Source organism: Photorhabdus akhurstii, assembly GCF_018448925.1.
Taxonomy (GTDB): Bacteria; Pseudomonadota; Gammaproteobacteria; order Enterobacterales; family Enterobacteriaceae; genus Photorhabdus; species Photorhabdus akhurstii.
Genome location: NZ_RCWE01000006.1, coordinates 29,595 through 42,361 on the forward strand (window position 1 = coordinate 29,595; position 12,767 = coordinate 42,361).

At 45.0% G+C, this 12,767-nt stretch carries 10 protein-coding genes; 6 read left to right on the forward strand and 4 right to left on the reverse strand.

Annotation, left to right across the window (positions count from 1 at the left end; genetic code table 11):
• Positions 1-232: 232 nt before the first annotated feature.
• From metF to metB, 3 genes are all read right to left on the reverse strand, one after another.
• Positions 233-1,117 (reverse strand): methylenetetrahydrofolate reductase, encoded by an 885-nt coding sequence (gene metF, locus EAE93_RS09385; protein ID WP_036780106.1) that lies wholly within the window; start codon positions 1,115-1,117, stop codon positions 233-235.
• 381 nt (positions 1,118-1,498) lie between these two features.
• A complete protein-coding gene (locus EAE93_RS09390; RefSeq protein ID WP_040148780.1) occupies positions 1,499-3,934 on the reverse strand; it encodes a bifunctional aspartate kinase/homoserine dehydrogenase II in 2,436 nt (811 codons plus the stop codon).
• A gap of 2 nt (positions 3,935-3,936) precedes the next feature.
• Positions 3,937-5,097 (reverse strand): cystathionine gamma-synthase, encoded by a 1,161-nt coding sequence (metB, locus tag EAE93_RS09395; protein WP_040148779.1) that lies wholly within the window; start codon positions 5,095-5,097, stop codon positions 3,937-3,939.
• 298 nt (positions 5,098-5,395) lie between these two features.
• Here metB and metJ point away from each other — a divergent pair, with 298 nt between their 5' ends.
• On the forward strand, positions 5,396-5,713 hold the full coding sequence (metJ, locus tag EAE93_RS09400; protein WP_036780112.1) for a met regulon transcriptional regulator MetJ: 318 nt from the start codon (positions 5,396-5,398) through the stop codon (positions 5,711-5,713).
• A gap of 128 nt (positions 5,714-5,841) precedes the next feature.
• On the opposite strand, the gene rpmE is transcribed toward metJ, so the two are convergent.
• Positions 5,842-6,057, reverse strand: coding sequence for a 50S ribosomal protein L31 (gene rpmE / locus EAE93_RS09405; protein WP_036780114.1), 216 nt, complete (start codon positions 6,055-6,057; stop codon positions 5,842-5,844).
• Between the two features lie 220 nt (positions 6,058-6,277).
• Between rpmE and priA the strand changes: the two genes are divergently transcribed.
• The 5 genes from priA to hslU all read left to right on the forward strand — a co-directional run bounded on the left by priA (position 6,278) and on the right by hslU (position 12,726).
• Positions 6,278-8,476 carry a primosomal protein N' gene (priA, locus tag EAE93_RS09410; RefSeq protein ID WP_040148778.1) on the forward strand — a complete coding sequence of 733 codons (2,199 nt, stop codon included), beginning with the start codon at positions 6,278-6,280 and terminating at the stop codon, positions 8,474-8,476.
• 326 nt (positions 8,477-8,802) lie between these two features.
• On the forward strand, positions 8,803-9,831 hold the full coding sequence (cytR, locus tag EAE93_RS09415) for a DNA-binding transcriptional regulator CytR (RefSeq protein WP_046397081.1): 1,029 nt from the start codon (positions 8,803-8,805) through the stop codon (positions 9,829-9,831).
• Between the two features lie 69 nt (positions 9,832-9,900).
• Complete coding sequence (gene ftsN / locus EAE93_RS09420; protein ID WP_036814541.1) at positions 9,901-10,728, forward strand: cell division protein FtsN; 828 nt, start codon at positions 9,901-9,903, stop codon at positions 10,726-10,728.
• Positions 10,729-10,852: 124 nt separating this feature from the next.
• Entirely contained in the window at positions 10,853-11,383 is a 531-nt protein-coding gene (gene hslV, locus EAE93_RS09425) for an ATP-dependent protease subunit HslV (RefSeq protein WP_036780122.1), read from the forward strand.
• An 11-nt stretch (positions 11,384-11,394) separates the two neighbouring features.
• Positions 11,395-12,726, forward strand: coding sequence for an HslU--HslV peptidase ATPase subunit (gene hslU, locus EAE93_RS09430; protein WP_110085780.1), 1,332 nt, complete (start codon positions 11,395-11,397; stop codon positions 12,724-12,726).
• The last annotated feature ends 41 nt before the right edge of the window (positions 12,727-12,767 follow it).

Here is a 12,767-nt window from a genome sequence, read left to right on the forward strand (position 1 = left end):
GTTATAACCAGCGTCGTCATTTACTATAGTTTATTTTTAATGAGTTAATTAATAACAAAATTTTATTAATTACCATCCTAATTCTTCCATTTATTCAACTTTATAAAATAAAATATCAAAAATAAATTAACCTCAATTATCCAGATGGAAAATAAAAATTTATACTTTGTAAGAATGCAATAGATAAAAAAACACGCTCTTACCAAGGAATTTCCTTAGTAAGAGCCAATGATTAAGGACGAACACCCAAAGTATGACAAATTGCATAACTCAGTTCCGCGCGGTTCAAGGTATAAAAATGAAAATCCTTCACACCTTCGCGGCTTAAAATCTTCACCATATCCATTGCAATAGAAGCACCAACTAAATTAGCGCTTTCAGGATCATCATCCAACCCATCAAACATTCTGGTCATCCAGCTAGGAATACGCACATTGGTCATTACAGCAAAACGTTTAAGCTGACGGAAATTGGATACCGGCAAAATTCCCGGTACGATTTCTACATCAATCCCGGCAGCCACACAGCGGTCACGAAAACGCAGGTAACTTTCCACATCAAAGAAGAATTGGGTAATAGCCCGGTTCGCACCCGCATCAATTTTTCGTTTCAAGCTAATCAGATCAGCCTGAGAACTTTTTGCTTCTGGATGAACCTCTGGGTAAGCAGCAACGGAAATATCAAAATCAGCTTCTTTCTTAAGTAATTCAACCAGATCAGACCCATACATTTTGGGTTTTTCACCGTTTTCCGGTAAATCACCCCGTAAAGCCACAATATGACGAATACCATTCTTCCAATAATCACGGGCAATTTCGCATAACTCATCACGGCTAGCATCAATACAGGTAAGGTGCGGAGCTGCTTCAAGGCCAGTTTTCTCTTTTATTCCCTTGATTATGCTATGGGTACGATCACGCTCGCCAGAGTTAGCACCATAAGTTACGGAAACAAATTTAGGCTTGAGGGTGCTCAGGCGATTAATGGATTTCCACAGGGTTTTTTCCATCTCGGTTGTACGCGGTGGAAAGAATTCAAATGAAACACGGATCTGTCCTTCCAGTTCAGCCAGATTCTGATTCAGCGCCTCTCGCTGATTTGCGTGAAAAAAACTCATACCCTGCACCTCGTTAACAAGCGGAATAATTTCCCATCTCAATAATTTGCCAGTTATTCTTGTTTACACTTCTAAACACCTATACGTTTAGACGTCTAAATAAGATGAGGGATCGGCATTTTTTAGTCAACAACAAAGTTGAGTTAAATCGGTGAGGAATATTCACCCTGAATCGGAAAAAAATTCATCAAGCAATCTTTAACTTTGTTTATATCGGCTTACAGATCGATGCCTAAAGCAGCAATGAGGAAAGATGCCCTGTTCAGGACATCCACCCTCTCACTACCTCAAGTATCAAGCGAAGGAAATCACATTTGATCAATCAGTGAAGGTTAGAAAAATCCGCAGTAAACCCCGCCCAATGCGAGGCTGTCGCAAAGCTTAAAGCCGTTGTGACAAACGGTTAAGATCCGACTGAATCGCTCCGGCGGTCACATCACGACCCGCCCCCGGCCCACGTATCACTAACGGATTATCGCGGTACCAACGGCTCTCAATCGCAAACACGTTGTCACACGGTAGCAAGGAAGCCAATGGGTGATCAGGACGCACCGCCTCAACACCCACTTTTGCCTTACCATTCGCATTAAAACGAGCAACATAGCGCAGCACCATGCCCATTTCCTGCGCTGCGGCTAATCGTTGCACCATTTGTTCATTGATCGCACCGCTATTATCAAAGAACTGTTCAATAGAACCTGATGCTGCTTCTTTCGGAACTAGTGACTCAACACGCACCTGCTCTGGCTCAATCTCATACCCTGCTTCACGGGCAAGGATAATCAATTTGCGCATCACATCCTGACCAGACAGATCAATACGCGGATCAGGTTCTGTCAATCCCTGTTGCCACGCCTGTTCGACTAAATCACTGAATGGTACTGAACCATCAAATTGCAGAAATAGCCAAGATAATGTACCGGAGAAAATGCCGCTAATGGACAAAATGGTATCGCCACTCTCCCGTAAATCTCTCACTGTATGGTTGATCGGTAAGCCCGCGCCAACTGTCGCATTGTAAAACCAATGACGACCCGTTTTGGCAAATGCGTCGCGAATAAGGCGATAGTCGCTGCTACTGGAAGCACCTGCAATTTTATTGGCGCTGATAACATGGAAACCATAGCTGGCGAAATCTCTGTAACATCGAGCTAGTTCTTCACTAGCGGTCACATCCAAGATCACCAGATCGTCATAAGGGTGCGCTCGCATCCACAGAAATAATGCATCAACATCATATTCTGTCGCTTCATCGTCAAAAAAAGCTAATGCTCGGCTAGCATCAATTCCTTGATAGTCCAGTAAGCTCCGGCGACTATCCACCACACCGGCTAGAATAAATTCAAAATCACTGCGAGCCGAAATATTTTTCTGCTCACGAGCGAATAACTCCAACCAACGGGAGCCAATATTACCCTTACCAAACAAAATCAGACCAATCCGCTTTTCAGCACGGAACAAACTCTGATGCAGCCCCTGAATCACATGTTCAGTCTGATTGGTCCGCAGCACCGCGACAAGGCTAATGCCATCCTCCGCGTGCCAGATAAATTCTACCGGCTGATCTTTAAGTTGCTGATAAAAACGGTGGCAATGTAATGGATTCTTGCATACACCGGCCCCAACCAGCGCCACCAACGCCAGACCTTCTCTTAGGGAAAGTCTCCCCGGAAGCGCAGCATCTTCCAGCACACCCAGTGCACTATTCACCACTTCGGAAGTGTAACAGAGCTGAATCAAATTACAGTCTGGATGGATACCTGTTGCCAATGGACGAATTTGTTCCCGTTTTAATAACAGATCAATGTCTTTGTATATCTGTTTAAAATCATGATGAGCAACCAGGTGCAACTCAATCAGGCAAACATCATCATGGCTAGTAACAATTTTTGCGCCAGTTCCAGAAGCTAAAACTCTTTCAATACGCGTTGAACCTTGTTCCGGCTGGTAGCTGCAACGTAATAGCAAATCAATATCACTGATGGAAACAGGCTGTAAAGTACGGGTATGCAGCACAGGTGCGGCAAGACGGGCAAGCTCGCTGGCTTCATCCAAACGCAATAGCGGCAACAAACAGGCATCTTTAACTTTTCTCGGATCAGCACTGTAAACACCGGCAACATCACTCCAGATGGTTACTCGTCTCGCCCCTGCCAAAGCCCCGACTTGAGTTGCAGAATAGTCACTGCCATTCCGCCCCAATAAAACCGTTTCTCCATCATGATTACTGGAGATAAAACCGGTCACGACCAGTCGCTTATTTAGATTTTGAGTTAACAACTGATTTAACAACGGCTGGGAAAGGGTAACGTCGATTTGTGGTTGAGCCGCTCGCTCTGCGCGTAAAAACTGGCGGGCATCCACCCAATCGCTAGGAATACCCTGGTCTTCAAGCACCGCTGACATCAAACGTGCGGACCAGATCTCTCCGTGTCCCACCACTTCTGCGTAAGTCACATCACTAACCGGTTTATCCAGTAATGCACTTAGTTTTTCAAGATCGGCAATAAAACGCTTTACCAGCTCTTCAGCAACAGTTTCAGGCAGCAAACCTCTAATCAGATCCTGCTGATAACGCCGCAGAACCTGCTGTACCTGATGGGCAGAGATACGGTCGTTCTGGCTCAGTTTAAGCCAATTAATTAACTGGTTAGTCGTGCTGCCTGCCGCGGATACCACCATTAAGTCACCGGGTTGGCTGTAATTAGCCATAATCTTGGCTACCCGTTGATAACATTTCACATCCGCGAGACTGCTTCCACCAAACTTATGTAATTGGCGGCCATTTTCCGCCGTTGCAACTGCCAGTGCACTCATGGTCACTCCTTTACTACTGCTTGAAATGCATTTTCCAAATCAGCGATTAAATCCTGACTATCTTCAATACCCACAGAAACACGCAATAGTGAATCCGTAATCCCCGCTTCCGCCCTTGCCTGTGCTGACATTCCAGCGTGAGTCATGGTAGCAGTATGGGAAATTAAGGTTTCCACCCCGCCCAATGATTCCGCCAAAGTAAATAACTTTAACTCAGACAAGAAACAGCGTATCGCCTGCTCATTACCATCTAACTCAAAGCTTATCATTGCGCCAAAACCAAATTGTTGTTTACAAGCAATTTCATGCCCTGGATGATCTTTCAAAGCCGGGTAAAAAAGTTTTTTCACTAACGGTTGATGTTGAAGATAATCGACAATCTCCAATGCATTCTTTTGCTGTAACAAGACCCGTGGCGATAAAGTACGCATACCACGCAACAGCAGGTAACTATCAAACGCGGCGCCGGTTACACCAATATTATTCGCCCACCAAGCGAGTTCCGTTGCAACCGCTTCATCCTTTGCAATAATGGCTCCGGCAATCACATCAGAGTGCCCGTTAAGATATTTAGTGCAGGAATGCACAACCAAATCTGCCCCCAACGCCAGAGGCTTCTGTAATACCGGACTCAGGAAAGTGTTATCAACAACAACTGTCGCACCTACCTCATGAGAAAGTTGGCATATATGGGCAATATCGACAATACGTAACAAAGGATTACTGGGCGTTTCAATCAAGACCAACTTTGGTTTTTTGGACAATACTTGCTTTAATGCCTGTTCATCACTCTGATCGACAAAAGCCACTTCATAAGCACCGCGTTGACTCAGGCTATCAAACAAGCGGTAGCTGCCGCCATAACAGTCATGAGGAGCAATCAACAGATCGCCGGGCTTAAGGAAAACCGTGCATAACAGGTGAATGGCTGACATTCCACTGCTGGTCATGATAGCACCCGCGCCCCCCTCCAGCTCAGCTAACGCTCGTTGCACCATATCACGGCCTGGATTACTCCTGCGGGAATAATCATGCGTCCTTGGCTGATTAAAATCAGTAAAATTATATGTACTGGAAAGATAAATAGGTGGAACAACACAGCCATACTGCTCATCATTATTCAGCCCATTGCGAACTGCTATTGTTGCCGGTTTGCGTGTCATATCAGCTACCACTGTCTGTCATAAATTGAATCAGGGAAGAATATCCGCTAGCACAATGGACGTCAATACATCTAGACATCTAAACCTCTTTACGGTTAGATTAAGCAATGGGATAATTATTCATCATAACTAATGCTGCTTTATTTGTTCTTTATTTATTAATAGCCATTAGTTTATCGCATATACTATAACTGTATAATTGATAAGGAAATCACGATAAAATGGCAATATGTTACAACGAAAGCTGGTGTTGTTATCTGGCTTAATTTTATGATTTCACGACTATTTAAGGTACCCCATGGCTGAGTGGAACGGTGAATATGTCAGCCCTTATGCTGAACATGGCAAAAAAAGCGAACAGGTGAAGAAAATCACAGTTTCAATCCCTTTGAAAGTGTTGAGGATCCTCACTGACGAACGCACACGTCGCCAAGTAAATAACCTGCGTCACGCGACCAACAGTGAATTGCTGTGTGAAGCATTCCTACACGCATTTACTGGGCAACCACTACCCGATGATGCTGATTTACGTAAAGAGCGTAATGATGAAATCCCAGAGGCTGCCAAAAAGATCATGCGGGAATTAGGTATTGATCCTGATACTTGGGAATATTGATAGTAGCGCAAAAAACTCCCATAGAAATTCAGGGATTTTTTATATGGCTAAAATACAAAACGCCCGATGCAAAGCACCGGGCGTTAGTACCAATTGGCCTGTTATTACGGACAGGCTCAATTCTGCAATTACTTGCTGACACCTGGAACGTTGAAACGTTTCTTGAAGCGATCAACACGACCACCAGTAGCAACATCACGTTGTTTACCCGTATAGAATGGGTGGCATTGGCCGCATACGTCTAGGTTCAGAGCGTGACCAACGGTAGATCTGATTTGCATTACATTACCGCAAGAGCAGGTTGCAGTAACTTCTTCATATTTAGGATGAATACCTTTTTTCATGGGATAACCTCTGTTAAGGCCGTGTCGCTATCCAGCCCTGTTGCCGCCAGACACCACACGTCGTGTTGATAAAATGAGTTTGGTATCTTCCATACCAAAGGCGGCGGATCATACAGAAGATCTGCCTATCTCGCAATGAAATCCACTCAACACCTATGGTACTCTATAATCAATTTTTGATTATATTCTAACTTACCCTTTGATTTTACGGAATAATTTTATGGTCGTCGTTCAGGTTGCTCTGCCTGTCCCTCTTACCCGCTCTTTTGACTATCTGTTGCCCCCGGAGAGTCAATTACCCGTTGCAGGAATGCGAGTAACAGTCCCTTTTGGCAAACGTAAAGCTATTGGTATCGTTACCGGGATAGCTGACAACAGTGATATTCCAGCAGAACAACTGAAAACCATAGAATCTATTCTTGATACTCGCTCCTTATTTTCAGAAAATCTTTGGCAACTATTACTCTGGGCATCCAGCTATTACCATTACCCCATCGGTGAAGTCCTATTCCATGCACTGCCGGTACTACTTCGTCAGGGAAAACCCGCGGAACCAGCCCCATTATGGCAATGGCACATTACTCCAGCCGGTGCTGAATTACCGCTGGCTCAACTGAAACGCTCACCAAAACAGCAGCAGGTACTGGCAACTCTACGCCGTAAGGCAATATATCGCCACCAGATTACAGAACTGGAACTGAGCGAAAGCGCTTTCCAGTCGCTCAAAAAGAAGTCACTCATCGATTTATGCCCTGTGCAACCTGAATCTGAGAACTGGCGAAATCACTTCCAAATCACCGGCGAACGCCTGAAATTAAATACCGAACAAGCCACAGCAGTCGGAGCTATCCGCGCAGAAGACCAGCAATTTTCTCCCTGGTTACTGGCGGGCATCACCGGATCAGGTAAAACAGAAGTTTATCTCAGTGTGCTGGAGAATATTTTGGCACAAGGTAAACAAGCGCTGATACTTGTACCAGAAATTGGCCTGACACCCCAAACCATCCGTCGTTTCCGTGAACGTTTCAACGCACCGGTTGATGTTCTTCATTCAGCCCTGAATGACAGTGAACGCCTTGCTGTATGGCTACGGGCGCAACAGGGTGAGAACGCAATTGTCATCGGTACACGCTCAGCCCTATTTACCCCTTTCGCCGGTCTTGGCATCATCATTATCGATGAAGAACATGACAGCTCTTATAAACAACAGGAAGGCTGGCGTTATCATGCTCGTGATCTAGCGGTATTTAGAGCAAAAAAAGAGAATATCCCGGTGATCATGGGTTCTGCGACTCCAGCACTGGAAACACTTTACAATGTGCAACAAGGCAAATACCGCCCTCTGACATTATCCAAACGAGCAGGCCATGCACAACCAGCGACTCAACATCTGTTGGACTTAAAAGGTTTACCACTTAAAGTCGGGTTATCTCAACCACTAATAAAGCGTATTGAAGAGCATCTACAAGCCAATAATCAGGTCATACTTTTCCTTAACCGCCGCGGTTACTCACCTGCCTTACTCTGCCACGAATGCGGCTGGATTGCAGAATGTCAACGCTGTGACCATTATTACACACTGCATCAATACCACCGTCAGTTACGTTGCCATTATTGTGACAGCCAACGCCCCGTTCCCCGCCAGTGCCCGCAATGTGGTTCTACCCATCTCCAACCTGTCGGCCTTGGCACAGAACAGCTTGAAGACGGTATTTCAGCCCTATTTCCTGATGTACCCATTACCCGCATTGACAGAGATACCACCAGCCGCAAAGGAACACTGGAACAACAACTGGCTGACATTCACACTGGAAATGCCCGTATACTGATTGGCACTCAAATGCTGGCAAAAGGACACCATTTTCCCGATGTCACACTGGTCGCTTTACTCGATGTTGATGGTGCTCTGTTTTCAGCAGACTTTCGGGCAGCGGAACGTTTTGCACAACTTTATACACAAGTTTCTGGTCGGGCTGGTCGAGCAGGTAAACGAGGAGAAGTGGTTCTTCAAACTCATCATCCTGACCATCCATTACTGCAAATTTTGCTCAATAAAGGCTACGATGCTTTCGCTATTCAAGCTATGGATGAGCGCAAAAGTGTGTTTTTGCCGCCATTTACCAGCCATATTATCTTGCGGTCAGAAGATCACGATAATCAGCAAGCACCTGCTTTTTTACAGCAATTGCGCCTACTTTTCGAACATCATCCTTTGCGGGATGATAACTTATGGATCATGGGTCCGGTTCCTGCATTACAGTCAAAAAGAAGCGGTCGTTATCGTTGGCAACTATTAATTCAACATCCATCCAGAATTTTTTTACAAAAAATCATGGCGATGGTTTATCCACAAATAACAACTTTGCCGCAAATTCGAAAAGTGAAATGGAATATCGATGTTGATCCAACAGACAGTTAGCGATTAATTGCCTCTATTTTAAAACACATAACCTGAGCAGATTAAACATACTCTTATTTACTATTTAAAAAATCGCACCTGACAATCAGTAATCAATGAAAAATTATTCACTAATTTGCGAGCCATATCGAATAAATGATTTATATCACACTTTTTTACAAACTAAGGAATAAATGAATTTGCCAAACTGTTTAGAATGATCCCTTAATAACATTGTCATAACCTTAAACCGCATGTCATTACTTTTCTTAAAGTCACTGACGGTTTCCCGGCAACCAGAAATTGACAATCATTTAACTAACCCGTCAGGAAATGAGGAGTGAGTTTTGGAGCAGAAAAAGAATGGCACCTCCGCAACAATGAAAGATGTCGCTGAAGTGGCTGGCGTTTCTACCGCAACAGTATCAAGAACACTCATGAATCCAGAAAAGGTTTCTTCCCAGACCCGACAAAAAGTGGAACAAGCTGTACTGGCTGTGGGTTATTGCCCAAATAACTTATCCCGTAATCTTAAACGCGGTGAGTCAAAAACTATTTTAGTGATAGTGCCAAATATCAGCGATCCCTTTTTCACTGATGTGATTTGCGGCATTGAAGAGACAGCGGCAGAACATGGCTATCTGGTTTTAATCGGTGATTGCCAACATCAGCAAAAACAGGAACACACGTTTCTTAACCTGATTGTCACCAAACAAATTGATGGTCTGTTGTTACTGGGTTCTAATGTCCCGTTTGATGCCAGCAAAGAAGAGCAAAAAAACCTACCACCTATGGTAATGGCGAACGAATTTGCACCAGAGCTAGAGCTGCCGACTATTCATATTGATAATCTGACCGCCGCATTCAATGCCACTCATTATCTGCAAACATTGGGACATAAACGCATTGCTTGCCTCTCCGGCCCAGAAAACATACCGATTTGCCGCTATCGCCTTCAAGGATATATCCAAGCACTGCGTCGCTCTGGCGGGACAATTCGTGAAGATTATATTGTCCAAGGTAATTTTACCCATGAAAGCGGCGCAAAATTGACTGAACAACTACTCTCTCTGTTAGATCCCCCTACAGCCATCTTCTGCCACAGCGATGTTATGGCGATTGGAGTGATGTGGCAGGCTAAAAGAATGGGCTTAAAAATACCGGAAGATTTATCCATCATTGGGTTTGATAACTTAAGTCTCGCCATGTACAGCGATCCGCCATTGACAACCGTTGGCCAACCCCGTTACCAAATTGGTCACAAAGCAATGTTACTGTTGCTAGATCAAATTCAGGGCCACACAACATCTGGCGGTTCTCAGTTACTGGAATCAGAATTAATTATTCGGCAAAGCACCTGTTCGCCTAAAAGCTAGGCAAATAACCGCAGGTTAAGTAACATATCGTTTATTTTCTTTTATTTAAATTACTCAGCGAATTAGACAGTGGCACAACGAGATTATGTGAGTCGCGGGCGTTCAAACACCCGCCGTAAAAATACCGATAAGAAAAAATACCAAGCCCAAGGGTTGCCAAAAGCAACACTGGCTGTCGCGGTAGCATTAGTCATTATCTTTATTGGTGGCCTTTACTTTATTACCCACAATAAACAGAAAAGCGAATCAGAAGTAGTGCCAAAACATTCTCAGCAAAACAGTGGGTTACCGCCAAAACCGGAAGAACGCTGGCGCTATATCAAAGAATTGGAAAATCGTCCCGTTGGCATTGAGACACCACGTGAGCCTTCATCCGGAGGGCAAATCAATTCACAAACTCAGCTAACCGCCGAGCAACGGCAGTTACTTGAACAAATGCAGGCGGATATGCGCCAACCGGCGACTTCGCTGCCAGAAGTACCATACAATGGTGTTCAAGTGCCGCGTTCACAAGTGATCATCAAGCCATCAACGGAAACACAACAACCGCTGGAAACAAGACCGCAACCACAGCCTCAACAAACGTTACCGCAACAATCAATGCAGACTCAGCCAGTTCAGCCACAAACGCTACCACCGGCTGAGAACAGTAAACCAAAGCCCGTAGAAAAGGCACAGCGTATGATTTTACAATGTGGTTCATTCCGCAATATGGACCAAGCTGAATCAGTACGCGCCAATCTGGCATTTGCGGGCATTGAAAGCCAGATCACAACGGGAGATGGCTGGCATCGTGTTGTTCTTGGTCCCTACAGTAAAAACACCGCAGAAAAAATGCGGGAGCGCCTGAAAGGCGTTGGCGTATCAGGTTGCATTCTCCGTGTTACTGGGGGTTGAAAAATTATAATTCTCCCCCATCTATACTGCTAAACACCGTGCACACGGTATTTTCGATAGCCGTATACACTGTCGAAAGTACCGTGCGTCACATTTATCTATTTTTGTAACCAAGGGCTTACTCGTGACTACAATCGTAAGTGTTCGCCGTAATGGCCAAGTCGTAATCGGTGGTGATGGACAGGCAACGATGGGTAATACCGTCATGAAAGGCAATGTCCGTAAAGTTCGCCGCCTCTATAATGACAAAGTAATCGCGGGTTTTGCCGGCGGTACAGCAGACGCTTTTACTCTGTTTGAACTGTTTGAACGTAAACTTGAAATGCACCAAGGGCATCTAACCAAGGCAGCGGTCGAGCTTGCTAAAGACTGGCGCACTGATCGCATGCTACGCAAACTGGAAGCACTGCTAGCAGTCGCAGATGAAAATACCTCTCTAATCATTACAGGTAACGGCGATGTCATTCAACCAGAAAATGACCTGATTGCTATTGGTTCCGGTGGTCCGTACGCCCAATCCGCCGCACGGGCAATGTTGGAAAATACCGATCTCAGTGCCAGACAAATCGCAGAGAAAGCGCTAACCATTGCCGGTGATATCTGCATTTATACCAACCATAATCACAACTTCGAAGAACTTCCTTCAAAAGCGTAAGGGTAGATAGTATGTCTGAAATGACTCCACGCGAAATTGTCAGCGAACTTGACAAACACATTATTGGTCAGGACAAAGCGAAACGCGCTGTAGCTATCGCACTCCGTAACCGCTGGCGTCGTATGCAGCTAGATGAAACGCTGCGCTACGAGGTAACGCCTAAAAATATCCTGATGATTGGTCCGACTGGGGTAGGTAAAACCGAAATCGCCCGTCGCTTGGCAAAACTGGCAAATGCGCCGTTTATCAAAGTCGAAGCGACAAAATTCACCGAAGTTGGCTATGTTGGTAAAGAAGTCGACTCTATCATCCGTGATCTGACCGATGCTGCGGTTAAAATGGTTCGCCTGCAATCTATTGAACAAAACCGTTATCGGGCAGAAGAACTGGCAGAAGAGCGTATTCTTGATGTCCTGATTCCACCAGCAAAAAATAATTGGGGACAAACGGAGACGCAAGTCGAACCATCGGCCGCACGCCAGGCATTCCGTAAAAAATTACGCGAAGGTCAACTGGATGATAAAGAAATCGAGATTGATATTGCTACCACACCGGTAGGCGTCGAGATCATGGCGCCTCCGGGCATGGAAGAGATGACAAACCAGCTGCAATCTATGTTCCAGAACCTTGCTGGTCAGAAACACAAATCTCGTAAGCTAAAAATCAAAGATGCTTTCAAACTACTGGTCGAAGAAGAAGCCTCTAAACTGGTTAACCCGGAAGAATTGAAACAACAGGCCATTGATGCCGTTGAACAACACGGTATTGTCTTCATTGATGAAATCGACAAAATTTGTAAACGTGGTCAAACTTCAGGCCCTGATGTTTCCCGTGAAGGTGTTCAGCGTGACCTGTTACCACTGGTGGAAGGCTGTACGGTATCCACTAAACACGGCATGGTAAAAACAGACCACATCCTGTTTATCGCCTCAGGTGCATTCCAGGTTGCCAGCCCTTCCGATCTAATCCCTGAATTACAAGGGCGTTTGCCAATCCGCGTGGAACTACAAGCATTAACCACAGAAGATTTTGAGCGTATTCTGACTGAACCAAGTGCATCTCTGACAGAGCAATATAAAGCTCTTATGGCAACAGAAGGAATGGATATCAGTTTCACGACTGATGGCATCAGCAAAATCGCTGAATCAGCATGGCAAGTAAATGAATCAACCGAAAATATCGGTGCTCGTCGCCTGCATACTGTGCTTGAACGGCTGATGGAAGATATCTCCTTCGAAGCCAGCGAACGCCAAGGCCAGTCAGTTAACATTGATGCCGACTATGTTAAACAGCATCTAGATGAACTGGTTGCAGATGAAGATCTGAGCCGTTTTATCTTATAATCGGTGTATACGATTCCTGATCCACTGTAATTAATGATGGG

Coding starts and splice junctions, on each gene's coding strand:
- metF (WP_036780106.1), bottom strand. CDS start 1,117: ATGAGTTTTTTTCACGCAAATCAGCGAGAGGCGCTGAATCAGAATCTG.
- EAE93_RS09390 (WP_040148780.1), bottom strand. CDS start 3,934: ATGAGTGCACTGGCAGTTGCAACGGCGGAAAATGGCCGCCAATTACAT.
- metB (WP_040148779.1), bottom strand. CDS start 5,097: ATGACACGCAAACCGGCAACAATAGCAGTTCGCAATGGGCTGAATAAT.
- metJ (WP_036780112.1), top strand. CDS start 5,396: ATGGCTGAGTGGAACGGTGAATATGTCAGCCCTTATGCTGAACATGGC.
- rpmE (WP_036780114.1), bottom strand. CDS start 6,057: ATGAAAAAAGGTATTCATCCTAAATATGAAGAAGTTACTGCAACCTGC.
- priA (WP_040148778.1), top strand. CDS start 6,278: ATGGTCGTCGTTCAGGTTGCTCTGCCTGTCCCTCTTACCCGCTCTTTT.
- hslU (WP_110085780.1), top strand. CDS start 11,395: ATGTCTGAAATGACTCCACGCGAAATTGTCAGCGAACTTGACAAACAC.